Origin of the sequence: Larkinella sp. C7, assembly GCF_006149005.1 — a bacterium.
Lineage (GTDB): Bacteria > Bacteroidota > Bacteroidia > Cytophagales > Spirosomataceae > Larkinella.
Genome location: NZ_VBSL01000003.1, coordinates 283,865 through 308,559, shown reverse-complemented (window position 1 = coordinate 308,559; position 24,695 = coordinate 283,865). Strand labels below are relative to the sequence as shown.

The window sequence follows — 24,695 nt, the reverse complement described above, 5'->3', positions numbered from 1 at the left end:
TTAATAGAGTTGATTGCCTGTCGGGAAAAGATTCAGCTCCGTGGCAACGTGGGTTAAATCTGTGGATTGGGAGGGCGCAGCATTTGACGGCCAATCTACCACCCGCCAGTTGAGCAGGATCAGCAAGGCGAAAGTGGCGACGGTCAGCCACACGGTTACGGGCGAGACATACACCGGCGGGGCACCCGATGGTAGCCGATTACGGATTTTGGCAAACAGAAAAGCCCCAGGTTCTGCCCGCTGCATTCCATCCGTACTGTTCAGTATATCGTTAATCCATTGCTCTTTTTTAGGTTCCATAGCGGTTGAGACGACAAGTATAATCGATTCCTGCGGGTTACGATAAAGATTTGTTACTTACCTTATTCTGCATCAATAGTGCCAACGAGTCGGGTTGGATTTAACCGCCCTCATTTATGGATTTGTAAACGCGGGCCAATTGTTTCTTCAGATTTTCGGTTGCCCGCTGCAAAAGCGATTCCACCGCCCCCACGCTGGTGGTCAGGATGGCTGCGGTTTCGATGTTACTCAGCCCTTCCACTTTTGTGAGCAGGTAAGCGGTTTTTTGTTTGTCGGGAAGGGTATCGATGGCCCGGAAAAGCCGGGCCGCGTTCTCCTGGTTTTCGAGTGCAATACCGGGATGAAAAAAGTCGGTGGGCTGGTGCAGCACTTCGCCCGATTGGGTGTCGAACAGGCTCGTGAAGAAAGCAAAGCGTTTTTGCCGTTTCCGGTGTTTCAGAAAATCAAGCGACTTATTGACGGCAATGCGGTATAGCCAGGTCGTTACGCTGGCATCGCCTTTGAACGTATGGGACGAAAGAAATACTTCCAGAAATACATCCTGCATAATTTCTTCGGCGTCTTCGCGGTTGCGCACATAGCCCAGCACCAGGTTGTACACCCGGTTTTTAGTCTGCTCATAAAAGCGCCGGAAATCCGTTTCGTTGCCTTCCCGGATGCCCTGAATTGCTAAAAATAGATCATGTCCTTCGTTCATTCCTGGCTGCTATCCAAGGTATTGTTATAAGAGCCCCACCTGTTCAATCAATTCCAGAAAAGGTTTCTTTTGGCTTTTGCTGATCGGTAGTTGATGGTTTCCAACCGATACTACATTGTTCTGGATGAAATTGATTTTATACAGGTTGACGAGGTATGAACGATGAATCCGCAGGAACTGCTGGGTAGGCAGTACTTCCATGAGTCGGGAAAAGGACTGTAATACAACATACTTGGCGGTATCCGTATAGATTCGGAGGTATTCACCCAACCCTTCGACAAACAGAATATCGTCGAAATTAAGTCGAACCAGTTTATAATCCGATTTGACAAAGATAAAAGGCATCTGAGCCCGGTGGCGCTGACCAACGCCCAGACTCATCGTATTTTTTGCCAATAGCTGCCCAATCTGCTGACTCAGGTGTTTCGGCTGGATTTCGCTGGACAAAAAACCGGACGCCCCCAATACGAAGGCATCGGCGGCTACGGCCCGATTGGAACTGCATACGAGAAAGGGAGGGCAGAAATCCAGCTTCTGGATAAACAAGAAATCGTTGATTTCCAATTGGCTGACCACCAGAAATGCCAGATGATAATCGTCTTCCCGGAGCCGCTGTTCCAATTGCTTTATTTCGCTGACAACCCGAATCAGCGGTTTCTCCGACAAACCGGGCAGCCCTTGTTTGAGCCAGCGACCAGCGTCAAAAGTATCTTCATAAATCAGACAATGGAGCGATTCAAAGGCGTTGGTCGTCATGTTCCGTTAGCTGAAACGATAGGTCCGTTTACTGAACGATTCGGTGTTTTGGTTGAATCGTCCGAAGGTTTTCTCTATTAGACGTCGTCTTTACTGCAGATGTCACTTAAATGCCAACTTCTTTATGAAACTCAAAAAAAGCGTTGCCATTAGCGAAAACGGCTTTGTTTTTAACGCGTCGCGGGGGGATTCGTTCTCGACAAACCCGACTGGCACCCAGATTCTCAACTGGCTCCGGGAAGGTCAAACGGATACCGAAATGAAGGCGCTGCTTCTGGAAAAATACGAAATCGACGAAGCGACCTGTGAGAAAGACCTGTATGACTTCATCAAAATGCTGAACCAACAAAACCTGATCGAAGCATGAAAAAGATACCCCTCACCATCGCGGTCACGGGCCTCAACAATTCCGACAATCCCGGCCCCGGCATTCCCGTCATCCGCAGTCTGCGCGAAAGCCGTCACCTCGCCGTCCGGATTATCGGGCTCTCTTACGAAAACCTCGAACCAGGCGTTTACATGGACGGCATGGTTGACATGGTTTACGCCATTCCGTATCCGTCGCTGGGCCACGAGACCCTGCTCTCGCGGCTGGCCTACATCCACGAACAGGAACAACTTGATTTGATTATTCCCAATTTTGATGCGGAATTGTTCAGTTTTATCAAAATCAGCGATCGGCTGACGCGGATGGGCATTCGGACTTTGCTGCCCACGCAGGAGCAGTTCGATGCCCGGCTCAAAGGTAAATTGGTTGAATTTGGCGAACGCTTTCACATCGACGTTCCGAAAAGTTTGACGGTTTTCAACACCGACGAACTGGCGCAGGCACTCAGTGAATTTAGCTACCCGGTGGTAGTAAAAGGCAAATTTTACGAAGCCTACGTCGCCCAAACTGCCGAACAGGCCCACGGTTACTTCCATAAACTGGCGACCAAATGGGGCACCCCGATCATTCTCCAGCAATTCATAAAAGGCCAGGAGTACAACATCACCGCCCTCGGCGACGGAAAAGGGCGACTTATGGGCGCCGTAGCGATGCGAAAAACCTACATAACGGCCACGGGCAAAGGATGGGCCGGTGTTTCGATCGACGATGAAAATCTGCTTGACATGGCCCGTGAGGTGGTTACGCAAACCCGCTGGGGTGGCGGTCTGGAGCTTGAACTGATGAAGGAAGACAGCTCCGGCAACGTCTACCTGATCGAAATTAATCCCCGTTTTCCGGCCTGGGTTTATCTGGCAACGGCCTGCGGGCAAAACCACCCCGAAATGCTGGTGCGGCTGGCCCTGGGCCAGGACGTGGACCCGCAGCAAGACTATGAAGCGGGCAAAATGTTCGTTCGATATTCCTGGGATATGATCTGCGACCTGAGCCGCTTTCAGGAAATCGCCACCACGGGCGAAGTGGCCATCCGTCCGCTGGAACTGGCGTAAACCATTCACTCAATCACTCATTAAAAATGGAAACCTTGCAAAAATTAAAATACGAACGCCCGGTCATTAAGCAACTTAATGCGGGTATTACCAATAAATTCGGAGCGCAAACCGGCTTTATTCCCCATACACACATCGATGGTCTGGCTGTGAAGGACCTGACGGCCCGGTTCGGCTCTCCGCTGTTTGTGATTTCAGAACGCACCATCCGCCAGACGTATCAGGAAGCTTACAATGCGTTCGCCAACCGCTATCCGAATGTGCAGTTTGCCTGGTCCTATAAGACCAATTACATGAACGCCGTTTGCCGCGTTTTTCACCAGGAAGGTTCCTGGGCCGAAGTGGTATCACGCTTTGAATATGAAAAAGCACTGGGCAACGGCGTGCCCGGCGACAAGATCCTATTTAACGGTCCCGACAAAACCGCTGACGACCACCGAGTGGCGGTGTTGAATAATTCGCCGATCCACATTGACCATTTCGACGAACTGTACGGATTAATCGAGGTCAGTACCAAACTCGGCAAACGTCCGAAAGTAGCGATCCGTGTGAACATGGACACGGGCGTTCTGCCCATGTGGGATCGCTTCGGCTTCAACTACGAAAATGGCCAGGCGTGGGATGCCATTACCAAAATCATCCAGACCGACAAAATGGATCTGGTGGGCTTGCATTGCCACATTGGCACTTTTATGCTGACCACCAGCGCCTATGCGGTAGCGGCTTCGAAAATGGCCGACCTCGCCCTGAATATCAAACGGCAGTTCGGTTTAGACATTCAGTACCTCGACATGGGCGGTGGATTTGCCTCAAGAAATACGCTGAAAGGCGCTTATCTGAGCGGAACCGACATTACGCCCTCTTTTCACGAGTATGCCGAACAGATCTGCACGACGCTCATTAAAGCCGGTTTCCGGTCGGAAGAATTGCCATTGCTGATTCTGGAAACAGGCCGGGCTTTAATCGACGATGCGGGCTATCTGCTCGGTACTGTACTGGCCAACAAGCGGTTGTCGGACGGTCGGCGGGCTACCATCATGGATTTTGGGGTCAATTTGCTCTTTACGTCATTCTGGTATGAACACGCCGTTTCGCCCGCCCAGGACTGCAGTCAGTATGCCGAAGATGCGGTTTTGTATGGACCACTTTGCATGAACATCGACGTTGTGCGCGAGAATGTAAAACTCCCACCCCTGAACAAAGGCGATCAGATGGTTGTACACCGGGTCGGGGCCTATAACATGACGCAGTGGATGCAGTTTATCGCCCTTCGCCCCAACATCGTGCTCATCGATCAGGACGGCCAGCCACACCTCATCCGCAAACACGAAACGGTGGCAGACCTCACCCAGTTGGAATCGACCCCAACCCACCTGGAATCGTTCGATTTATAAGTTTCTTCAATCCTTTTTATCTATGAAAAATACCGTCACAACCCTCTTTACGGGGGTCCTGAATAGCTATGCGCAATTGTTTTTTACGCAGAGCAAAGTAACGGGTGTGCTGGTGCTGCTGGCATCGTTCACGAACCCATCCGTGGGCCTGTGGGGGCTGACGGGGGCGGTAGTTTGCAACCTCCTGGGGCTCTTGATCCGAACCCATCCGGCCCTGCTGAAACAGGGCATGATGGGCTACAATGGTGTGCTGGTTTCGCTGGGGCTGGCATCGGCCCTTCAGGTAAACGGGGCTTTTCTTGGATTATTCGGGGTCGCTTGTCTGTTGACGGTAGGGCTGTCCATCGCCTTTTTTCATCAAATGAGCCAAATAAACCTCCCCTCGCTGAGCATGGCCTTTGTGAGCGTTTACTGGATCGTCATGCTGGCCTCAACCGGTTTTTCGGAACTGCATCTCCAGCCGGTTTCCACCGACCAGTCGGCCCAGTGGTACGGTTTTGTTCAATACGGGCCGTTGCCCGACTGGATACGGTTCTACCTGCAATCGCTGGGTGGTATTTTGTTTCAGGGGAATGTCGTGGCCGGCTTGCTGGTGGTCCTGGGCATGCTGTGGGCTTCCCGCATCAGTTTTACGTTATCGGTTTTGGGTTTTCTGACGGGATACGGTTTTTTCAGCAGCCTCGGTGGTAACCCCGTTCACATCAGCGACCATTTTATCGGCTTCAATTTCGTCCTGACAGCCCTTGCACTGGGCGGATTTATGTACATTCCCAACTGGCGTACCTACGGGCTGGTTGTACTGGTAATGCCAGTGGTCGTGTTGCTGATCGTTGCAGGCACCAACCTGTTCGGCAAGGCGGATTTGCCCGTTTTATCGCTGCCGTTTGTGATGATTGTCCCGCTGGTGATGTATGCTCTGCGCAAGGGTGGCCTGGTTCCGGAAATGGTGGAAGTGACCCATCAGCACGATGCACCGGAGATCAATCTGTATTCGTTTCGAAACTACCGGCAACGGTTCGGGAAATCTACCTACCTGGAAATTGGCCTTCCTTTTTTCGGAGAATGGACTGTTTATCAAGGCTATAACGGAAAATACACCCACAAAGACGCCTACCGGTTTGCCTGGGACTTTGTGATCCGGGATGTCGCCGAAAAATCCTTCCGGACCACCGGCCTCACCCCCGATGATTACTATGGTTACAACATGCCGGTGGTAGCGCCGGCTTCGGGCTATGTCGTGACCATCGTAGACGGTATCGAAGACAACCCCATCGGCAACATGAACATGAAGGAAAACTGGGGCAACGCGATAGTCATCAAACACGCCGATTACCTGTATTCCAAGATTGCGCACCTGAAAAAAGACAGTTTCACCGTGCGGCCGGGCGATTATGTACGCAAGGGCGATGTCGTAGGCATCCTGGGTAATTCGGGTCGTTCGCCAGAGCCACACATCCATTTTCAGGTACAGGCAACACCCGACGTGGGCGCACCGACGATTCAGTATCCGATTACCTACTACCTGCTGAGAAACCATCCCGAAATCCGCCTGAAAAGTTACGATGTGCCGCAGGAGAACGAGACGATAGCCAACATCCGGACGACCCCGCTGCTCCGCGAAAGTTTCGGATTTGTGCCCGGCCAGGTGCTGCAATTTCAGGGAGAATCGGAGACCGAACGCTTTGCGGAGGAATGGGTAGTGGGCACAACAAGCCAGAACCAAGCTTATCTGCACTGCGCGGGCACCGGTTCGACGGCCTTTTTTGTCAATGACGGAACGATGTTCTATTTCTCATCATACAGTGGTCCGCGCCACACGCTCTTGTACTATTTCTACCTGGCGGCCTATAAAGTGATGCTGGGATTTTACAGGAATACCACCATCGACGATGAGATTCCGCTCCATCAGATTGATCAGGGCCCGGGGCGTTTGGTGCAGGATTTTCTAGCTCCCTTTGCCATTTACCGCCATTACCCCTACCGGCTGACCTACGGACAGATGGATCATTACATCCGGCCTAAAATGATAAAGATCCAATCTTCTGTGAAAAGGGAAGTACTGGGCAAATCGGTGAAACTGTACCATTTCGAGATGCTGCTCGAAAACAAAACCATTGCCCAATTCACCATTCGTCATCAGAACCGCACGTTGGTTGTCCGCCAGATTTTGCCGTTTACCGATTCTACCGACGTTTTACCCGCTCCTGTTTTAATCGAGGAAACCGTATGAAAAAAGCTGCCGTGTTGATTACCACCATCCTTTTGGGGGTGGTGATACAGGATGGGTTTGCCCAGAACAAACCGGATTACCTCAGTATTGAAGCCCAGATACAGGAAACCTACGCACAACGGAACTGGTGGAAAGTATTGAAAATAAGCCAATTATCGATCAACAACCAAATCGACTATCTGGCGTTACGCCAGCGTGCCGGGATTGCCAGCTTTTTACGGGGCGATTTCGGCCAAAGTATCGTGCATCTGAACGCAGCGCGTCACTTCGATCACCGCGATTCGGTTGCACAAGTTTATCTCTACTACAATTTGCTGTATGATGGTCGCCCTGCCGAAGCCGTTGCCCGTGCCGATGCGTTTCCGACGGTTGTGCAACAACGCCTGGGGTTTCGCGCCCGACAGTTCATTACCTCCCTGAACCTGGAAAGTGGAATCAAGGTCAGTTCGGTTCCGGATCAGGTCGGAAATGCCACTTATCTGACGATTGGCCTGGAGCACCGCCTTAGTCCGTTTATGCACCTATACCAATCGCTTAGTCGACTTTCGCAAGGCTACGGCACTGATATCCATCTCATTCAGCTCCAGTATTTTATTCGTACGGACTTGCGTCTATCGCCCGGTTGGCTCGTTTCACCCGCCTTTCATCGGTTTTCAGTCACGGGTACCGGCACTGCCATGACCGGCCTTCAACAGCGCGGTACGGTTTTTCACCTCAATCTGACCCGAAGCGGCAACGAATGGAAAGTCTTTCCGTTGCTGACGTATTCGCAAATCAGCAATGGCGGCACCCCATCGCCTGATCAGGGACCACCACCAGGAGGGGGAATTCCGAACAAAGAAAGCCAGTGGCAAATCGGGCTGGGTGGAGAATATGCCATTCATCGGGTACGGTTTCAAGGGAGTTATGAGCTTCAGAATAAATCACTCACAAGCACCTGGAATCCACTTTGGAGCCTGAATGCGGTTTTTACGAGTTCGCCGAAGTTTAGCATCAAGGCGGGCTACGGTTATTTCCAAACCACTAATTTTCTGGAATCGACCACGGCCATTTACAACAACGTACCAGATCCGACCCGCGACAAAACCACCCTGCTGTTCAACGTTGGTGTCGGCAAACGCACGTCATTGTATTTGCTCGGCCAATACGAACGGAAAGGATCGAATATCCTGAATCAAAATTACCACTACCTGACCGTTACGGGCGGTTTTATCATTCCATTTTAATCTCTGTTTAAATTACCTAACACGATGAAAACCACGCAAAAAATCGCTGCCATCCTTATTTTTTGTGCCATTTCTCTGGCATCACTACACGCCCAAACGCTAAATGCTTTCAAGGAAAGCTATACACTGGAAACCAAAAAAGAGTACAAACAAGCCATCGCAGCTCTGAAGAAAACGAACGACAATTCGTATGAAATTAACCTGCGGCAAGGCTGGCTCCACTACCTCGCCGGTTTATTACCCGAATCGGTTACCTACTACGAAAAGGCGATCATGCAGCGACCAACTTCCATTGAAGCCCGGCTGGGCTACGCGCTGCCTGCCTCGAGCCTTAACCACTGGGACCTGGTAACGGAACAATATCAGGCGATTTTAAAACTCGACCCTAACCATACCCTTACCAATTATCGAATGGGGCTGGTGTTTTATTACCGCAAGGAATACAAAACCGCCGAGGTCTATTTTCAGAAGGTCCTCAAACTGTATCCCTTCGATCATGACAGCCTGCTCATGCTGGGCTGGACCAAATACATGCTGGGACAAGCGAACGAAGCCCGCGGACTGTTCAACCGGGCTTTGCTCAATACGCCCACCGACTCCTCGGCCGTGCAGGGGCTGGCGGCCCTGAAGCAGTAGGTATCGGAATCATCACGGCCCACGGTTCTGACCGTGGGCCACCCAAGCCAAGCCATTCAATTTCAGGAATATACAACATTCTTCACCAGCGTATAGTTGTTAAACCGGTTTTCCCGGACAAAACCGAGCAGCGTCATTCCGGCTTCATTTGCCAGTTCCACGGCCAGACTCGACGGGGCACCCACGGCGGCCAGCAGCGGAACACCCGCCATCCAGCATTTCTGCACCAGTTCGAACGCAACGCGCCCGCTGACCAGTACCCCAAACCGGCTTAGTGGCAACCAGCCCTGCCAGAAAGCCGCACCGATGAGTTTGTCCAGCGCGTTGTGCCGCCCGATGTCTTCCCGAACCAGCAGCAACTGCCCGGTTTCATCGAACAAAGCCGCTGCGTGTAGTCCTCCCGTGCAAGCAAACGTCCGCTGGGCCGCCCGCAGTTTTTCCGGTAAACGGTGAATAATTTCCGAATCTACCCGAAAATCGGCAGAAAGGGGGGTCTTACAAGCGGTTTGGACCGCTTCAATGGACGCTTTTCCGCAAATCCCGCAACTGGAAGCCGTATAACTGTGTCGTTCGAGCCGCTGCCAGTCGATTTTGACGTCCGGCTGCAGTTCAACGCGAAGAACATTGCCTTTTTTCTCCGAATCGGTAACACAATGTCGGACGGAAATGATTTGGGAAGGCGTAAAAAGTATATTTTCAGTAAATAAAAAGCCCAGGGCCAGTTCTTCATCGTGGCCTGGCGTCCGCATCGTGACGGCTACGCTGCGCTGCTGGCGGTCGTCGGGCGGGCCAAACCCCAGGCGGATTTCCAGTGGTTCTTCCACCGCCAGCAGGTCGCTGTGCTCCTGAGGTTCATGGTTTTGACTGATTTTCTGGATTTTGACGGGTGTTACGGCCAACATGCGGTTTTATATTCTTTATTTAAAAAACCCAATTAACAGAAAAGAGTTTAAACGTGCTAAATTGGCGGATTGTCGTCTCCAAAGCCTGAGTTGACAGACAGAAAATTCATTTTTCAGGCACAAAATAGGACAGTACATGAAAGTAAGGCTGTCGGAAGCGTTTATCTTTGGGTATAATTTGGTTAAAACCGCTTTTTAGTACAGAATTAAGGCTCTGAAGTTTCAATCGCGTCGGCGTTCCGACATCAATTCGATATGCTCAGTACGAACAAAACACGGCAGGCGAACGAGTTTCGTCATGTAAGCTACTTGTGGGACGAAGCCAAAGCCGCCCAACTGGCCGGTGACGAAGTAGCCCTCCTCATCTATCGTTCTAACCTTTTAGGTGCCGACCTCCGGCTGACCAACTACGGTGGCGGGAACACCTCCTGCAAAGTGATGGCCAAAGACCCGCTGACGGGCAACGATACGGAAGTGATGTGGATCAAAGGTTCTGGCGGAGACATTGGTACACTCAAAAAAAGTGGTTTGGCGGCACTTTACGTCGATCGGTTGCGGAGTCTGAAAAACGTCTACCGGGGTATTGAGTTTGAAGATGAGATGGTGGAACTGTTCAACCACTGCATTTTCGATTTGTCCTCCAAAGCGCCTTCAATCGATACGCCCCTGCACGGTTTTCTGCCTTTTGCCCACATCGACCACCTGCACCCGGATGCGGCCATTGCGATTGCGGCTGCCAAAGACGGCAAAAAAATTACGCAGGAACTGTTCGATGGCACCATCGGCTGGGTCGAGTGGCAACGTCCCGGTTTTGACCTGGGTCTGAAACTGGCCGAATGCCTGGAGCAGAATCCGGGTATCCGGGGCATCATGCTGGGCTCACACGGCTTGTTCACCTGGGGTGACACGGCCTACGAAAGCTACATCAATACGCTGGAAGTTATTGAAAAATGCGCGGAATATCTGGAAGAAAACTACGGCAAAACCCGTCCGGTTTTTGGTGGTGCCAAAATTGAAAGCCTCGAAAAAGACGCCCGGCTGAAGCAGGCGGCCACGCTGGCCCCGGTTCTGCGCGGTTTCTGCTCCAACCATACGCCGATGGTCGGCCATTTTACGGACGACGAGCGTGTGCTGGAATTCATCAACTCCAATGATCTGGACCGGCTGGCTCCGCTCGGAACCTCCTGCCCCGACCACTTCCTGCGGACCAAAATCAGCCCGCTGGTGCTTGACCTGAAACCGGACGAGGATGTGACGGATACCGCAACGATTCAGGAAAAACTGGCTCCGGCGTATGAAGCCTACCGGGCGATGTACCAGACGTATTACGAAACCTGCAAACACCCGAACAGCCCCGCCATCCGCGATAAAAATCCGGTCGTGATCCTGTGGCCGGGTGTGGGCCTCTTTACGTTTGCCAAAGACAAACAAACCGCCCGCGTGGCGGCCGAGTTTTATACCAACGCCATCAACGTGATGAAGGGGGCGGAAGCCATTTCGGAATACACCTCGTTGCCGCGTCAGGAAGCGTTCGACATTGAATACTGGCTGCTGGAAGAAGCGAAATTGCAGCGGATGCCGAAGCCAAAACCCTTGTCGGGCAAAATTGCGCTGATCACCGGCAGTGCGGGTGGAATCGGAAAAGCCATTGCCAAGCGGTTTGTCGCCGAAGGCGCGGTGGTGGTCATCAACGACAACGATCCGGAACGGTTGAAAGGCGCGGATGAGGAATTCCGCCAGCAATACGGCCGGGATACGCACACCTCCGCAACACTCGACGTAACCAGTGCCGAAACCATCAGCAAGGCCTTTGAAGCGGCTGCGCTGGCGTTTGGCGGGGTGGATATTGTGGTAAACTGCGCCGGTCTGTCGATCTCGAAACCGATTGAAGAGCATACCGAAAAAGACTGGGATCTGCTGTATGACGTCCTGGTAAAAGGCCAGTTTCTGGTCACCCAGAAGGGCGTCGAGATCATGCGGAAGCAGAAACTGGGGGGCGACGTCATCAACATCGCCAGCAAAAACGGTCTGGTTTCCGGCCCGAACAATGCCGGTTATGGTTCGGCGAAAGCGGCCCAATTGCACCTGAGCCGACTCAATGCCGCCGAACTCGGCAAAGACCACATTCGCGTCAATGTCGTGAACCCGGATGCGGTGATTTCCGACAGTAAAATCTGGGCGGGTGCCTGGGCCGAAGGCCGGGCGAAAGCCTACGGCGTAACGGTAGCCGAACTGCCAGCTTACTACGCGAAACGGACCTTGCTGAACGAAATCATTCTGCCGGACGATATTGCGAATGCCTGTTTCGCGTTCGTCGGCGGTTTATTGAGTAAATCGACCGGCAACGTGCTGAACGTCGATGGTGGTGTGGCGATGGCATTTGTGAGATAATGTATGTTGTTGTTACACAGAGCTAATCAGAGAACATCAGAGGCAACCAGAGTTTTTTTCTGATAAACTCCAATACGCTCTGATTAACTCTGTGTAACAACAGCCTTAAACCCTTACCCTGACATGCAACTCGAAGCGTATAAAATAGCCGATCATAACCAGAAGGCACTGGAAGCGCACCAGCGCAAGCTATCCTACTGGACGGATGAAATTGCAAACGCCGAACCCATCATCCAGAAGCTGATCGATTTTCAGATTGCTATTCCGAGTTGGGCGCTCGGCACCGGCGGCACCCGGTTCGGGCGTTTTCCGGGCGGTGGAGAACCGCGTTCGCTGGAAGAAAAAATTGCCGATGTGGGCCTATTGCACGCTCTCAACCAATCGAGCGGGGCGATTTCGCTGCACATTCCGTGGGACATTCCGACGGACGGCGAAGCCATCAAAAGTCTGGCGGCCAGCTTCGGTCTGCGGTTTGATGCCATGAACTCCAACACGTTTCAGGACCAGCCGAACCAGGAGCATAGCTACAAATTTGGTTCCTTACAGCACGTCGACCGGGCGGTTCGACAACAGGCCATCGACCACAACATCGACGTGATTAAACACGGGGTGGCGCTGGGCTCCAATTCGCTGACAGTCTGGTTATCAGACGGCTCCTGTTTTCCGGGGCAATTGAATTTCCGGAAAGCGTTTGAACGCACGCAGGAAAGTTTGCAGGAAATCTACACAGCTTTGCCCGACGACTGGAAGGTCTTCGTTGAATACAAAGCCTTTGAACCCAATTTCTATTCGATGACCGTCGGCGACTGGGGTTCGTCATTGCTGTTTGCCACTAAACTCGGACCGAAAGCCTACACGCTGGTCGATCTGGGTCACCACCTGCCGAATGCCAACATCGAGCAAATCGTTTCGCTGCTGCTGATGGAAGGCAAATTGGGCGGTTTTCACTTCAACGACTCCAAATACGGCGACGATGATTTGACGGTTGGCAGCATTCGCCCCTATCAGTTATTTCTGATTTTCAACGAATTGATCGAAGGTATGGACGCCAAAGGCATGAATCACGCGACCGATCTGGGTTGGATGATCGACGCCAGCCACAACGTCAAAGATCCGCTGGAAGATTTGCTGCAATCGGTCGAAGCCATTCAATTAGCCTATGCACAGGCGCTGCTGGTCGATCGGTCGGCCCTGGAAGAAGCCCGCGACGCCAACGATGTGGTGCGGGCGCAGGAGATTTTGCAGGAAGCCTACCGCACCGACGTCCGGCCCCTGGTGGCCGAAGCCCGTCGGCGCGCCGGTGGAGCTTTGCACCCCCTGGCTCTCTTCCGACAATTGAACATCCGTCAGCAACTCATCGGCGAACGCGGCCTGAAAACCATCGCCACAGGACTTTAAATTCAATTGTGAATGAGTGAATGAGCGAATGAGTGAATAACCTGCCGGATTCATGGTACTTTATTCGCTCATTCGCTCATTCACTCATTCACTCATTCAAAAAATGAAAACGCCCGTTATTGCCATTTTCGACGTCGGGAAGACGAATAAGAAGCTGTTTCTGTTTAACGAACGGTATGAAATCGTGTGGGAGCGATCGGAACCGTTTGACGAAATCGTGGACGACGATGGCGATCCGTGCGAAGACGTTGCCCGGCTCACGGCCTGGGTGCAAACCCTGCTGCGGGACGTCTTGCAGTTACCCGAGTTCGACATCCGGGCGTTGAATTTTTCGACCTACGGAGCCAGTTTCGTCCATCTAGACGAGGAAAGTCGCCCCATCGGCTATCTCTATAATTACCTGAAACCGTATCCGGCCACCATCCGGCAGAAGTTCTACAGTACGTACGGTGACGAAACGACGCTGGCGATGCAAACCGCTTCCCCGGCTTTGGACAGCCTGAATTCGGGCCTGATGCTTTACCGGATCAAGTATGACAAACCGAAGTTGTTCCGCCGGATCTGGTATTCGCTGCATTTACCCCAGTACCTGAGTTACCTGTTTACCGGACAGGTGCTGACGGACGTCACCAGCATCGGTTGCCACACGATGCTGTGGGATTTCAACAAAAACCAGTACCACGACTGGGTCATCGCCGAGCAACTGGACAAACTTTTTGGCCCTATTTTCACATCGGACAGTGTGCTAAACGCCATCTGGCTAAACCACCCGCTCAAGGTAGGCGTTGGTTTGCACGACAGTTCGGCGGCTTTAATTCCCTATCTGGCCTCTTTTCAGGAACCGTTCGTGCTGATTTCGACCGGAACCTGGTCGATCAGCCTGAATCCGTTCAATACCATTCCGCTGACGGCGGAAGAATTGCAGTACGATTGTCTGTGTTACCTGCATTACCAGGGCCAGCCGATCAAGGCGTCGCGTCTGTTTGCCGGCTATGAACACGAACAGCAGACCAAACGAATTGCGGCCCATTTCCAGACACCGGTCGATCAGTACAAGCAGGTCGATTATGATTCGGATCTGATTCAGTATTTGCGGGAGTCGCGCCCCAATTCCGACAACCGGTTTGAGGGCGTCAAAGCTCCTCCGCTCCAGGAATCGTTGTTCCGGCACCGTGATTTGTCGGTTTTCCGGTCCTACGAAGAAGCCTACCACCAGTTGATGCTCGATATTGTGTCGCAGCAGTTGATCTCGACCAACCTGGTGCTGGAAAACTCGCCGGTCAAGCGCATTTTTGTGGATGGCGGATTCAGCAAGAACCCGATTTACATGAATTTGCTGGCATCCGCTTTCCCCCATACCGAAGTGTTTGCTGCTTCGATGGCCCAGGCGACGGCGCTGGGGTCGGCCCTGGCGATTCACCACCACTGGAATACCAAACCGTTGCCGGGTGACACCATTGAGTTAAAACATTACTCGGCTACCGGCCGGTATGCGGTTTAGGCACTGCGGAGTCTTGGAAACCCTAAAAGCCTTTCTGAACACCCTCACACCCCTTCGTCCCGAAACCTGGCAAAGGGTGGAACCGCTTTTTTCAGAAATCCGGTTGCCGAAAGGCCAGTATTTTCTGGAAGAGGGACGCAAAGCCACGCAAATTGGCTTTCTAACGGAAGGCATTATCCGGGCCTTTTACCGGAATCGGGACGGTACGGAATACAACAAACATTTTTTCGTCCCGGATTCCTTCGCGGGTGGTTATGCGTCACTGATTACCGGCAAACCAAACCAAATCTGGCAGCAGGCCCTAACCAACTGCCGCTTGCTGGTAGCCGATTTTGCGGCCCTCTCGGCCCTTTATGACGGCGCTCCCGATCTCGAACGGGCGGCCCGGATGCTGGCGGAACGGTTTTTTGTTCAGAAAGAAGAACGGGAAATTGAACTCGTTTTGCTGGATGCCCAAACCCGCTATGCACTCTTTCAGCAACATTATCCCGGACTCGAACAACGCATTCCGCAATACCACATTGCTTCCTATCTGGCCGTCACCCCGACGCAGTTAAGCCGCATCCGGCGAAAAATAGCGCAGCGCTGATTTCTTTACCTATGTCATTTTTTTTTCATTTCGTGTCCGATAGTTTTGGCGGCAAAAGATACGACAGTAAACTCTCCTTCAGGCGTTTACCGTCAACTGACAGCCTATTCTATGAAAGTCACGAACAATACGATTCTGCTGACCGGCGGCACTTCGGGCATTGGGTATGAACTGGTCAGGCGGTTTTATGAACTCGGCAACCGGCTGATTGTGGTTTCCAGTGATCCGGGCAAGTTAACCAACCTTCGCAGTCAATTTCCAGACATCGACACCATTCCCTGCAATCTCGCGGATGCGACGCAGGTCAAGGCCCTGATCCGGCAATGCCTGGAGGATTATCCGGACATCAATGTACTGATCAATAATGCAGGGGTTCAATACCCGTACGATTGGCAAACCGAATCGGATGGTTATCAGAAAATCAGCAACGAAATCACGATTAACCTGACCAGCCCTTTACAATTAGCCTACGGCCTTCTGCCGGTTTTGTTGAAACACCCCGAGGCCGCTCTGGTGACGGTGTCATCCGGTTTGATTTATGCGCCTAAAAAATCAGCGCCGGTCTATTGCGGAACCAAAGCCGCTATCCATACGACCACGAAAGCCCTGCGGTATCAGCTTGCGAAAACCGGCATAAACGTTTTCGAAATTATTCCGGCGCTGGTCGATACGCCCATGACGGCCGGCCGGGGAAAGGGGAAAATAACGCCCCAACAACTGGTGGATGAGTTCATTCGCCACTTTCGGAAGAACCACTTCGAAAGCCGGATCGGGAAAACCAAACTGCTCCGGCTGCTCCAGCGGCTCTCGCCCGCATTGGCCGACCGGCTGATGAAGAATGGGTAGCTTTTACCATTCATCCTCCTTATCGACCGCATCCTCAAAAAATACAAAACTTTTTCCGGAAAAATTTGGTTGACATATCAACCTATTATAAGTTTGCACCATGATCACGCAAGAAGAAACCAGTATACGGGAAAAGATATTCAATCAGATGGGGGGATTTGTGGTATTTAACGTGAACCACTTTTTACACCAGGTTGCCAAAAAAGCGAATCGGGATCTGGCCAAAGCCGGTTTTACACTCCAGTATGAACAGCTTCCGGTACTTTTTGTCGTCAACTTTGCTCCGGATGGCTTGCTTTCGCAGCAGGACATTGCCAATGCCTTGCAGAAAGACAAATCGGGCATTCAACGCTCTATTCGCACCTTGGAACGCGATGGTTACCTCCGAATTACCCCGGACAGCATCGATCGGCGCAAAAACCTGATTCAGTTGACCCCGGCTGGCAAGATGATTATCGATCAGATTATCGAAGCGGCCAAAAGGCAGGACGAAGAAGTGCGAAGCCAGCTTGATCCGGAAGAGGTCGATACGTTGCTCAAACTCCTTCGGAAGTTGACGGCTTTGGTTGAAAGTTGATTTTTTATTTACCCATATTGTTGACATATCAACAGTAGACCTATCAACAATATAAGTTTTTCTTAGTTTATTACCAATCATGAAAAAAATAGTTGTTCTGCTTGTATCCCTCTCAATAACCGCTTCGCTGCCCGGTTGGGCACAGACAAGCTGGTCGCTGAAAAAATGTATCGATTACGGTCTTCAGCATTTTGGAACCGTGAAAATTGCCAGCTATCAGGTTGAAACCGCCAATCAACAGGCCCGGCAGGCGTTGGGGCTTTATTTACCGCAGGTATCGGGTTCTGCGTCATTCACGGATAACGTCAAGTTGCAAACATCCGTCATACCGGCGGGTCCGCTTACGCCGGAACCGATTCGGGTTGTCTTTGGCCAGAAATACCAGAACAATGTGGTAGCCCAGGCCACTCAGCCTATTTATGACCGGGCTCTGTTGCTGGGGTTGAAGGCGAATAAGCCCAACCAGCAACTGGCCGAACTCAACAACCGGCAAACTCGTGAGGACGTTATTTACAACATCACGAGCAACTACTACCAGGTTTTTATTTCCCAGCAACAGATCGCCCTCTTGAAAGACAACCTGGAGCGGACGCAGCAGGTGCTGAACATTCTGAAACTGCAACGCGATAACGGCGTGATTCAACCCGTGGATTATACGAATACGGAAGTGAGTTACAACAACACCCGTTCGCAATTGTCGCTGGCTGAAAACGATGTAAACCTGGCCCTGAACCGTCTGAAATACCAAATGGGCTTATCGCAGGATCAGCCGCTGACGCTATCGGATTCGTTGCTGATGAGGGTGGCGCCCGTGGTGGAACAAACCCAGTTCGACGCCAAAAATCTGGTGACGTTTCAGCAAGCCGAGACGAACCTGGCCCTGCAACGATTGCAACTCCAGCGAATCCGGGCCGGTTATATGCCCAGTTTAAATTTCACGGCCAATTACGGTACGCTGAACTTTGCGAATCAATTCAGCAATGCCTTTAAGAATTTTATCGGGTATGGCAGCATCGGGTTGCGATTGAACGTGCCGATTTTCGACGGATTCCAGCGCGATGCGCAGGTGCAGCAGGCTAAATTGACCGTATTGACCCAGGAAGAGCAACAGCGGCTGAACAGCTCGGCCTATCAGCTTCAGTTCAGCAATGCCCAGTCGCAAATTCAGAAAGCGAAACTGAACGCCGAAAACGACGAACGAACCGTGAAGCTGGCGCAGGAGGTTTATAACATCACGACCTTACAATACAAGCAGGGAACCAAACCGCTGACGGATCTGATCAATGCCGACAATTCGTACCGGCAGGCCCAGTCGAACTACATCAATTCGCTCATTAATTTCTACCAGGCCCGACTCGATCTGGAACAATCGCAGGGCACGTTGTTAACCTTTTATAACCAGCTCTAAAAATAGTTTAGTGTTCAGGATTTATAGATTAAAGTTAAAACACTGAAAATCAACTACAAATCATAAATTCTAAACCGATCAACTACACTATACAACCGAACAAAATGAAAAAGACCACCATCATCGTCATCGTCGCTCTCTTGGCCATTACGTCACTCATCGGCTTCCGGCTGGCTTCCAACAAGAAGAAAATCGATGAAAAAAACCAGATGCCGACCAACACCAACACCGCCATTCCGGTGACCGTTGCACCGGTTGCAGAAGGAACCGTCAGCCAGCAACTGGTCAAAACCGGCAATCTGATCCCGTTCAAGGAAGCCGACATTACGGCCACCACCGCCGGCAAAGTGACGCAGGTCAATTTTGATCTGGGTTCTTCGATCCGGCAGGGCGCGACGCTGGTGCAACTCGACAACAAACTGAAAGAACTGTCGCTGGAAGCCACCCGACTGAACATCGAAAAGCTGAAAAAAGACGTGACGCGGTATACCACCCTGCTGGCGGGCAATGCAACCACCGAAATTCAGTTGAATGAGACAAAATATAACTACGAAAACGCCGTCAATCAGGCCGAGCAGATTCAGAAGCAGATTGCGGATGCCAACGTGAAAGCGCCGATCAGCGGCCGGATTGTGAAGAAAAACATCGAACCGGGCGAATACATCACCGTCGGGACGGTGTTGGGAACGGTGTTGGACGTGGCCCGGCTGAAAGTACAGGTGCCGGTCAACGAAAGTGACGTGTACCGGTTGCGCGAAGGCCAGACGGTTCGCGTGTCGGCGGATGTGTTTCCGGGAAAAACGTTCAGCGGCCGCATTTCATACATCGCTCCGCAGGGGACCGAGGAACACAATTACCCGGTTGAGATTACCATCGACAACGCCGGTGGACTGAAAGCCGGAACGTTTGTCAACGTTGATTTCTCGCAGAAATCCAACCAGAAAGCCCTGCAAATTCCGCGCATGGCCCTGGTCGAGAGCATCAAGAATCCGTACGTATACATCATCAACGGCAATGCCGTGCAGAAACGCGTTATCAAAGTGGGCCGGGAATTCGACAATTCCATCGAAGTGCTGGAGGGGTTATCGGCTGGCGATCAGGTGGTAACGACGGGTCAACTGAACCTGAGCGACGGCAAAACCGTACAGATCACCCAATAACCGTACCTACGGCTTAAACGATTCAAACCATGTCCATATCCGAAATAGCGGTCAAACGGCCGTTGCTGGTAATCACCATCTTTATTGTACTCATCCTGTTTGGGGCACTGAGTTACAAGCAACTGTCTTACAACCTGTTGCCGAAGTTCGAAGCCAACGTCATCAGCGTGGCCACGACCTACCGCGGAGCCTCCGCCGATGAGGTGGAAACCAACGTGACCAAGCGCATTGAAGACGCGCTATCGTCGCTGGAAGGGCTGGATCGCATGACCTCAACCTCGCAGGAAGGGGCCTCCATTGTGATTATTCAGCTTAAAAACGGCATCAGCACCACCCTGGCCCAGCAGGATGCCCAGCGGAAAGTGGAGCAGATTGTCAACCTGTTGCCCGACGAAGCCGACCGCCCGATTCTGAACAAATTCTCGACCGATGAAATCCCGGTTTTGCGGATGGGGGTTACGGCCGATATGTCACCGACGGCGCTGTACGACCTAATCGATAATGACATCAAACCGCAGTTGTCAAACGTTTCCGGCGTGGGCCAGGTCAACGTCATCGGCGGCAACGAACGCGAAATTCAGGTGAACGTCAACCCGGAAAAACTTCGTGCCTACGGTGTGTCGATTGGCCAGGTTTCACAGGCCATCAACGCGGCCAATACCAGTTATCCGGCCGGTCAGTTGGAAACGCGCGAGTCCCAGTATTCGATTCGTTTTGATGCTTCCGTCGAAACGACCAACCGCCTGCGCGAGTTGATCATTGTCCGCAAAACCAACGGCAGCCAGGTGTTGCTCAAGGATCTGGCCGAAGTGGTGGACGCAACCACCAAACCGACCGCCATCAACCACATCAATGCCCTGCCGGCCATCGGGTTGCAAATTCAGAAACAGTCGGATGCCAATGCCGTATCGGTCAGCCAGTTGACGCAGGTCAAGCTGACGCAACTGGAAAAACAATACAGCAAGTTCAAGTTGAAATTCAACATTGCCTCCGATCAGTCGATCTACACCCTGGCGTCGGCCAATGCCGTCGTCTTTGACATGGGACTGGCGATTCTGATTGTGTCGGTGGTCATGCTGCTCTTCCTGCACAGTTTCCGGTCGGCCATGTTCGTGCTGGTGGCCCTGCCATCGTCGATGATTCCGACCTTTGCGCTCATGTACATCATGGGTTTTTCACTGAACCTGATGACGCTGATGGCCTTGTCGCTGGTAGTCGGTATTCTGGTCGATGACTCGATTGTGGTGTTGGAAAACATCAACCGACACCTCGAAATGGGCAAAGACAAACGGACGGCGGCTTTGGACGGACGGAGTGAAATTGGTTTCACCGCTTTAGCGATTACGCTGGTGGACGTCGTGGTGTTCGTGCCATTGGCCATGACCGGCGGTTTGATCGGGAACATCCTGCGGGAATTTGCCCTGGTGGTGGTTTTCTCGACGCTGATGAGTTTGCTGGTCTCCTTTACGCTGACGCCTTTGCTGGCATCGCGCTTTGGCAAGATCGAAGTCCTGAGCAAAAGCTCTTTGTGGGGACGTCTGAACCTCGGTTTCGAAAGCCTGATCGACCGGCTGACGGCCGCTTATGGTCGGATTCTGGTCTGGGTGCTGGGCCACAAACGCTATGTATTCATCGGTATTTTTGCCTTGCTGGTGGGTTCCATTGCCTTAGTGCCGGCCGGTTTTATCGGTGGTGCCTTTATGCCGGCCAGTGATCAGGGTGAAATGAGCATCCAGATTGAACTCGCACCGACGGCTTCCATTTATCAGAGCAATGCCGTAGCGCAGCGGGCGGAGCAAATTATTATGAAACACCCCGAAGTGACCAATGTGTTCACCAATGTGGGGTATACCAGCAGCGGGATTGCTACCTCCTCGAACAGCAACATTGCCGATCTGAACGTGAAACTGATCGATAAAAAACTGCGCACCATATCGACTGAGGGCTTCGGTCAATTGCTGAAAGAAGAAGTTGGCAAAATTCCGGGCGTGAAAGTAACGGTTGTTCCGGTGGGTCTTGTGGGAGCTTCGCAGGCACCGATTCAGATTGCCGTGAAAGGAACGAACCTGGCCGATATCCGGAAAGCCGCTGCACAGGTGAAGGAAGTGACGCAATCGGTGCCGGGCACACAGGATGTGAAGTATTCGGTGAAAGACCCAAAACCGGAAGTAACGGTCAATCTCGACCGCGATAAAATGGCCCAGTTGGGGATCAATGCCTCTGAGGTTGGGATCGAGTTGCAAAATGCCTTCCGGGGTAATGACCTGTCGAAATTCAAGCAAAAAGGGAATGAGTATGATATTCTCATCAGCCTGGATCAGTTCGATCGCACCAAGCCGGAGGACATCAGCCGGTTGACATTTGTCAACAACCAGGGCAAAACGTTTGAACTCTCGCAATTCGCTCAGGTGCAGGAGCAAATCGGGGAAAGCGTGCTGGAACGCATCGACCGGCTTTCTTCGGTAACGGTTAATGCCCAGGTGGTGGGTCGTCCGGTGGGAACCGTTGGGACGGATATTCAAACCAAAATGGCGAACGTGAAACTGCCGGAAGGCGTTTCGATTCAGTATCTGGGTCAGTTGCAGCAACAATCCGACGCGTTTGGTAGCCTCGGACTGGCGTTGATGATTGCCATTCTGCTGGTGTATTTCATCATGGTGGCACTCTACGAAAGCGTGGTCTATCCGTTCGTCGTGTTGTTCTCCATTCCGGTGGCCCTGGTGGGAGCCTTGCTGGCGCTGGCGCTGACGATGGAAAGTCTGACGGTTTTCTCGATTGTCGGGATGATCATGCTGCTCGGTCTGGTGGCCAAAAACGCCATTCTGATCGTTGACTTTACGAACCAGTTGAAAGCCGAAGGGCACGATGTGGTCGATGCCCTGATCGAAGCCGGGAAAGAGCGGTTGCGCCCGATTCTGATGACGACGCTGGCGATGATTCTGGGGATGCTGCCGATTGCGCTGGCGAGTGGTGCCGGTGCCGAAACCAAAAACGGGATGGCCTGGGTCATCATCGGCGGTCTGACGTCGTCGCTGATTTTGACGTTGCTGATCGTTCCGTCGATGTATCTGGTGGTCGATCGGATTATCGCCCGGTTTACCGGAAAGAAAGTAAAACCGAAAAAACCGCAGGAACTGGAAGTGGCGCAGGCGATTGATTGACAAGCAGTTTGAATTAACCGGGGAGGGCCCTGGAAGGGCGGTCTGTCAATAGACAACATACATCAGCGCGTGGTAGCTCCGGAGCGGTCTATAAACATCTTCAGACCGCTCCTCCGGAGCTACACGCGCTGATGTTGTTGTCTATTGACAGGACAGGCTTCCGGCCTTTGCTCAAACAACTTCTGAGTTTTTTCAAAGCAAGTACAGAAGAAAGGAGCACTTGTCGGGTGCTCCTTTTTGGTTAAAAAGTCTTTTCTCTTTACTCTCACTTCTTGCATCGTTGAAATCAATCCTTGCGCACGGTGCTTGACCCCGATATATTGGTTTTTACCTCGGGAGTACCCCGATACCGCACGCTGCTGGCGCCACTGGCTTTTACTTCGAGCAGTTTCGACACCCGGACGCGGGCCGTGCTGGCTCCCGACAAATCCAGTTCGGCTTCATCAACCGGATAATCAAAGGCTTCTACTTTGCTGGCTCCCGACAACTCGCCGATCAGCAGCCCACTCGCTCCCCTGAGATCGAGGTCTGATGCGCCCGACAGGTCGATGTTGGTCCGGTCGGCATCGATGTCGACCGTTGAACGGGATGCACCCGTCAGCCGGATATCGAAATCCCGCAGGCCCTGAAAACCGCTGATGTCGGAACGCGAGGCACCGGAAAAATCGACGCCCCGCAGGCTTGGCATCGTAATCGTGATGTTCATGTCGTAACGCCGGTGCCGCGACGAGCCATTGCGATAGCGGGCGTACAGCGTACCGGCGCGGGTGTAGATGTCGAGATCATCCAGATCCCGGCTGTTGCCGCGGGCTTCGATGCTAAAGTTGCTGCCTTGTTCGACGCTGATGGTAAAGGCACTGCCCATGTCGAGCCGGTCGAAGTTGGTCAGGCCAAACGAGCGGTCGTCCTCTTCATAAGGGCCGACGTGTTCAAAGTCGCAGGAGGTCAGCGACACCAGGGCGAAAAGAAAAAAAGCGGAAAGAATGGTGGATAATTTCATGGTTGTCATAGCGATTTGTGAATGTATTTGCTGTTGTATACGGCTATGACCCGCGTCGGAATCGCTCCCCCTACGCGGTTTTGAAAAAAAGTTTTTTGTAGAAAAGAAAATGGGGATGATGGATGGAAAAACCGCTTATCAGCCTGAACTTTGGGAGTTTCTCTTGAACAAGTTCCCATCCAGACGGCCTTTCAGGACTTTAAATCGGCAAGTAAAACAACAAAGACGATGAACTACAAACTGGTTATTTTCGATTTCGATGGCACGCTGGCCGATTCCTTTCCTTATTTTTTGAAAACGGTAAATGTGCTGGCGGAGACCTACCATTTTCCACCCATCGATCCTGAAAATGTCGATCAGCTCCGGGGCATGGATGCCCGTCAGTTGATGAAAAACACCCGGCTGCCCGCCTGGAAAATACCGCTCATTGCCAATGCCTTTATTCGCCAGATGGGCAAAGACATTGCGCAAATTCCGTTGTTTGAAGGTATTCCCGATCTGTTAAAGCAGTTGTCGAATCAGGGCGTCCGGCTCGCCATTGTCAGTTCGAATTCGGAAGAGAATATCCGACGGGTGCTGGGCCCCGAAACCGCAGCCCTCATTACGCACTACGGCTGTGGCAGTTCGCTGTTCGGGAAACAGCACAAATTCCGAAAAGCCCTGGCAAAAGTTGGCGTACAGCCCGGCGAAGCGCTTTGTGTCGGCGATGAAATTCGGGACATGGAAGCTGCGAAAGGAGCCGGTATTGCCTTCGGTGGCGTTGCCTGGGGCTACACCCGCGCCGATGTACTGGAAGCCTACGCCGATAGTACGGTTTTTTATACCGTACAGGACATCGTCAAAACCGTGGTCTCAGCCGGGTAAGGGGCAGGGTGTTACGCTCCTTTTTTTCTCCTCTTTTTCCGCCTGCCAGTTCGTCAGAATCGAAAAAGGCCAAAACATAGTAGACACAATGGCTTTATGCCAATTCGGTTTGCCAGGCGTGCGCAATGCTTTTCCGCAATACCAGGCCAGGACAACGAGGGATATAAACCATGCCAATGCCATATCGTTGGTAATTTATGGGTCGTTAAAGGTAGTAAAAAA

At 52.1% G+C, this 24,695-nt stretch carries 21 protein-coding genes; 16 read left to right on the top strand and 5 right to left on the bottom strand.

The window, feature by feature from the left end; all coding sequences use genetic code 11:
* The 3 genes from FH871_RS09620 to FH871_RS09610 all read right to left on the bottom strand — a co-directional run bounded on the left by FH871_RS09620 (position 1) and on the right by FH871_RS09610 (position 1,753).
* Positions 1-300, bottom strand: coding sequence for a hypothetical protein (locus tag FH871_RS09620; protein WP_229317171.1), 300 nt, complete (start codon positions 298-300; stop codon positions 1-3).
* A gap of 100 nt (positions 301-400) precedes the next feature.
* Positions 401-997 (bottom strand): RNA polymerase sigma factor, encoded by a 597-nt coding sequence (locus FH871_RS09615; protein WP_138991226.1) that lies wholly within the window; start codon positions 995-997, stop codon positions 401-403.
* Positions 998-1,021: 24 nt separating this feature from the next.
* Positions 1,022-1,753: a LytTR family DNA-binding domain-containing protein gene (locus FH871_RS09610; protein WP_138991225.1), complete on the bottom strand. Its 732-nt coding sequence runs from the start codon at positions 1,751-1,753 to the stop codon at positions 1,022-1,024.
* Between the two features lie 124 nt (positions 1,754-1,877).
* Between FH871_RS09610 and FH871_RS09605 the strand changes: the two genes are divergently transcribed.
* Genes FH871_RS09605 through FH871_RS09580 form a run of 6 tightly spaced genes read left to right on the top strand, consistent with a single transcriptional unit; the run spans position 1,878 to position 8,676 of the window.
* The gene (locus FH871_RS09605) at positions 1,878-2,120 is read left to right on the top strand and encodes a PqqD family protein (RefSeq protein ID WP_138991224.1); all 243 of its coding nucleotides are present in this window, start codon (positions 1,878-1,880) and stop codon (positions 2,118-2,120) included.
* Positions 2,117-3,190, top strand: a complete 1,074-nt coding sequence (locus FH871_RS09600) for an ATP-grasp domain-containing protein (protein WP_138991223.1) — start codon at positions 2,117-2,119, stop codon at positions 3,188-3,190. Before FH871_RS09605 ends, FH871_RS09600 begins: the two co-directional genes overlap by 4 nt.
* Positions 3,191-3,216: 26 nt before the next feature.
* The gene (locus FH871_RS09595) at positions 3,217-4,584 is read left to right on the top strand and encodes a diaminopimelate decarboxylase (RefSeq protein ID WP_229317170.1); all 1,368 of its coding nucleotides are present in this window, start codon (positions 3,217-3,219) and stop codon (positions 4,582-4,584) included.
* Between the two features lie 22 nt (positions 4,585-4,606).
* The gene (locus tag FH871_RS09590; protein ID WP_138991222.1) at positions 4,607-6,814 is read left to right on the top strand and encodes an urea transporter; all 2,208 of its coding nucleotides are present in this window, start codon (positions 4,607-4,609) and stop codon (positions 6,812-6,814) included.
* A complete protein-coding gene (locus FH871_RS09585) occupies positions 6,811-8,040 on the top strand; it encodes a hypothetical protein (protein WP_138991221.1) in 1,230 nt (409 codons plus the stop codon). Before FH871_RS09590 ends, FH871_RS09585 begins: the two co-directional genes overlap by 4 nt.
* A gap of 24 nt (positions 8,041-8,064) precedes the next feature.
* Positions 8,065-8,676 carry a tetratricopeptide repeat protein gene (locus FH871_RS09580; RefSeq protein ID WP_138991220.1) on the top strand — a complete coding sequence of 204 codons (612 nt, stop codon included), beginning with the start codon at positions 8,065-8,067 and terminating at the stop codon, positions 8,674-8,676.
* A gap of 62 nt (positions 8,677-8,738) precedes the next feature.
* Here the strand turns inward: FH871_RS09580 and fdhD are convergent, their stop codons facing one another.
* Positions 8,739-9,578: a formate dehydrogenase accessory sulfurtransferase FdhD gene (fdhD, locus tag FH871_RS09575; protein WP_138991219.1), complete on the bottom strand. Its 840-nt coding sequence runs from the start codon at positions 9,576-9,578 to the stop codon at positions 8,739-8,741.
* A 255-nt stretch (positions 9,579-9,833) separates the two neighbouring features.
* Here fdhD and FH871_RS09570 point away from each other — a divergent pair, with 255 nt between their 5' ends.
* From FH871_RS09570 to FH871_RS09530, 9 genes are all read left to right on the top strand, one after another.
* Positions 9,834-11,969, top strand: coding sequence for a bifunctional aldolase/short-chain dehydrogenase (locus FH871_RS09570; RefSeq protein WP_138991218.1), 2,136 nt, complete (start codon positions 9,834-9,836; stop codon positions 11,967-11,969).
* A gap of 123 nt (positions 11,970-12,092) precedes the next feature.
* A complete protein-coding gene (locus FH871_RS09565) occupies positions 12,093-13,367 on the top strand; it encodes a TIM barrel protein (protein ID WP_138991217.1) in 1,275 nt (424 codons plus the stop codon).
* 103 nt (positions 13,368-13,470) lie between these two features.
* Positions 13,471-14,868: an FGGY-family carbohydrate kinase gene (locus tag FH871_RS09560; RefSeq protein ID WP_138991216.1), complete on the top strand. Its 1,398-nt coding sequence runs from the start codon at positions 13,471-13,473 to the stop codon at positions 14,866-14,868.
* A gap of 13 nt (positions 14,869-14,881) precedes the next feature.
* Complete coding sequence (locus tag FH871_RS09555) at positions 14,882-15,457, top strand: Crp/Fnr family transcriptional regulator (RefSeq protein ID WP_138991215.1); 576 nt, start codon at positions 14,882-14,884, stop codon at positions 15,455-15,457.
* Positions 15,458-15,568: 111 nt separating this feature from the next.
* A complete protein-coding gene (locus FH871_RS09550) occupies positions 15,569-16,303 on the top strand; it encodes an SDR family oxidoreductase (protein WP_138991214.1) in 735 nt (244 codons plus the stop codon).
* A 100-nt stretch (positions 16,304-16,403) separates the two neighbouring features.
* A complete protein-coding gene (locus tag FH871_RS09545; RefSeq protein WP_114407456.1) occupies positions 16,404-16,880 on the top strand; it encodes a MarR family winged helix-turn-helix transcriptional regulator in 477 nt (158 codons plus the stop codon).
* A gap of 79 nt (positions 16,881-16,959) precedes the next feature.
* The gene (locus tag FH871_RS09540; RefSeq protein WP_138991213.1) at positions 16,960-18,288 is read left to right on the top strand and encodes a TolC family protein; all 1,329 of its coding nucleotides are present in this window, start codon (positions 16,960-16,962) and stop codon (positions 18,286-18,288) included.
* 104 nt (positions 18,289-18,392) lie between these two features.
* Positions 18,393-19,448 carry an efflux RND transporter periplasmic adaptor subunit gene (locus FH871_RS09535; protein ID WP_138991212.1) on the top strand — a complete coding sequence of 352 codons (1,056 nt, stop codon included), beginning with the start codon at positions 18,393-18,395 and terminating at the stop codon, positions 19,446-19,448.
* A gap of 29 nt (positions 19,449-19,477) precedes the next feature.
* On the top strand, positions 19,478-22,609 hold the full coding sequence (locus tag FH871_RS09530; protein WP_138991211.1) for an efflux RND transporter permease subunit: 3,132 nt from the start codon (positions 19,478-19,480) through the stop codon (positions 22,607-22,609).
* Positions 22,610-22,895: 286 nt separating this feature from the next.
* Here FH871_RS09530 and FH871_RS09525 read toward each other — a convergent pair whose 3' ends face one another.
* On the bottom strand, positions 22,896-23,609 hold the full coding sequence (locus FH871_RS09525) for a head GIN domain-containing protein (protein WP_138991210.1): 714 nt from the start codon (positions 23,607-23,609) through the stop codon (positions 22,896-22,898).
* A 228-nt stretch (positions 23,610-23,837) separates the two neighbouring features.
* On the opposite strand from FH871_RS09525, the gene FH871_RS09520 reads away from it, so the two are divergent.
* Positions 23,838-24,473: an HAD-IA family hydrolase gene (locus FH871_RS09520; protein ID WP_138991209.1), complete on the top strand. Its 636-nt coding sequence runs from the start codon at positions 23,838-23,840 to the stop codon at positions 24,471-24,473.
* The last annotated feature ends 222 nt before the right edge of the window (positions 24,474-24,695 follow it).

Coding starts and splice junctions, on each gene's coding strand:
- FH871_RS09620 (WP_229317171.1), bottom strand. CDS start 300: ATGGAACCTAAAAAAGAGCAATGGATTAACGATATACTGAACAGTACG.
- FH871_RS09565 (WP_138991217.1), top strand. CDS start 12,093: ATGCAACTCGAAGCGTATAAAATAGCCGATCATAACCAGAAGGCACTG.
- FH871_RS09560 (WP_138991216.1), top strand. CDS start 13,471: ATGAAAACGCCCGTTATTGCCATTTTCGACGTCGGGAAGACGAATAAG.
- FH871_RS09520 (WP_138991209.1), top strand. CDS start 23,838: ATGAACTACAAACTGGTTATTTTCGATTTCGATGGCACGCTGGCCGAT.
- FH871_RS09535 (WP_138991212.1), top strand. CDS start 18,393: ATGAAAAAGACCACCATCATCGTCATCGTCGCTCTCTTGGCCATTACG.
- FH871_RS09585 (WP_138991221.1), top strand. CDS start 6,811: ATGAAAAAAGCTGCCGTGTTGATTACCACCATCCTTTTGGGGGTGGTG.
- FH871_RS09580 (WP_138991220.1), top strand. CDS start 8,065: ATGAAAACCACGCAAAAAATCGCTGCCATCCTTATTTTTTGTGCCATT.
- FH871_RS09615 (WP_138991226.1), bottom strand. CDS start 997: ATGAACGAAGGACATGATCTATTTTTAGCAATTCAGGGCATCCGGGAA.
- FH871_RS09610 (WP_138991225.1), bottom strand. CDS start 1,753: ATGACGACCAACGCCTTTGAATCGCTCCATTGTCTGATTTATGAAGAT.
- FH871_RS09545 (WP_114407456.1), top strand. CDS start 16,404: ATGATCACGCAAGAAGAAACCAGTATACGGGAAAAGATATTCAATCAG.
- FH871_RS09540 (WP_138991213.1), top strand. CDS start 16,960: ATGAAAAAAATAGTTGTTCTGCTTGTATCCCTCTCAATAACCGCTTCG.
- FH871_RS09605 (WP_138991224.1), top strand. CDS start 1,878: ATGAAACTCAAAAAAAGCGTTGCCATTAGCGAAAACGGCTTTGTTTTT.
- FH871_RS09525 (WP_138991210.1), bottom strand. CDS start 23,609: ATGAAATTATCCACCATTCTTTCCGCTTTTTTTCTTTTCGCCCTGGTG.
- FH871_RS09530 (WP_138991211.1), top strand. CDS start 19,478: ATGTCCATATCCGAAATAGCGGTCAAACGGCCGTTGCTGGTAATCACC.
- FH871_RS09550 (WP_138991214.1), top strand. CDS start 15,569: ATGAAAGTCACGAACAATACGATTCTGCTGACCGGCGGCACTTCGGGC.
- FH871_RS09590 (WP_138991222.1), top strand. CDS start 4,607: ATGAAAAATACCGTCACAACCCTCTTTACGGGGGTCCTGAATAGCTAT.
- fdhD (WP_138991219.1), bottom strand. CDS start 9,578: ATGTTGGCCGTAACACCCGTCAAAATCCAGAAAATCAGTCAAAACCAT.
- FH871_RS09600 (WP_138991223.1), top strand. CDS start 2,117: ATGAAAAAGATACCCCTCACCATCGCGGTCACGGGCCTCAACAATTCC.
- FH871_RS09570 (WP_138991218.1), top strand. CDS start 9,834: ATGCTCAGTACGAACAAAACACGGCAGGCGAACGAGTTTCGTCATGTA.
- FH871_RS09595 (WP_229317170.1), top strand. CDS start 3,217: ATGGAAACCTTGCAAAAATTAAAATACGAACGCCCGGTCATTAAGCAA.